We start from the raw sequence: 719 nt of genomic DNA on the forward strand, positions 1-719 counted from the left end.
TCGCCTGTTTATCGCGGCTTCCTTTCCGCGCATTCGTATCAGGATATAGGTGCAGGCGCATCGTACACATACGGCTCCGCCACCTTCGGCGCGACGTATTCGAATATCAGTTTCCGGGGCATGGGCGATACGACCTCCGGACCAAACCCGAGCCGATATACGGGCAACGCAATTTTCAATAACGCGGAAGTGAACTTCAGCTACCAAATCACGCCCGCGTGGATGGCGGGCGTCGCTTACGACTACACCAAAGGCAGCTCAAACAATGTCAACGAAGGCGCGACCTATCATCAAGCCGAGGCCAGCACTCACTACTTCCTGTCCAAGCGAACAGATGTTTATCTGTCGGCGATCTATCAGCACGCTTCCGGAGTCGATTCGACAAACAACAAGGCGGTCGCCGCCATCAACGTCCTGACGCCCTCATCGTCTGACAGCGTAAAAGTGGTACGCATTGGCCTGCGTCATAAGTTCTGACGACGGCATGAACGGGCCCGTGTAGGCAGGATCCTTCACAAAACGAATCAAATCTGGGAGCGCCGCACAGGCGGCTTTTCCAACCGCTGGTGGATCCCATCCATGCAACCGAGAAGGCCCGTTCGGCGTGACGGTTAGGCCGGCCCTCCCAGGTTTCACGCGAGCATCGCGCCCAACGAGTCCGCGTATCACAACCGCGTATGGCCATGGACGTTGAACGTCGCCGGATGCGACTTCTCTCT

The 719-nt window shown here is 57.2% G+C and carries 1 protein-coding gene; it reads left to right on the top strand.

Translation table 11 applies throughout. From position 1 onward, the window contains the following. Positions 1-477: porin (locus AWB65_RS35165; RefSeq protein WP_143281839.1), on the top strand; the 477-nt coding region annotated here is incomplete at its 5' end. Positions 478-719: the final 242 nt, after the last annotated feature.

Origin of the sequence: Caballeronia humi (genome assembly GCF_001544475.1) — a bacterium.
Lineage (GTDB): Bacteria > Pseudomonadota > Gammaproteobacteria > Burkholderiales > Burkholderiaceae > Caballeronia > Caballeronia humi.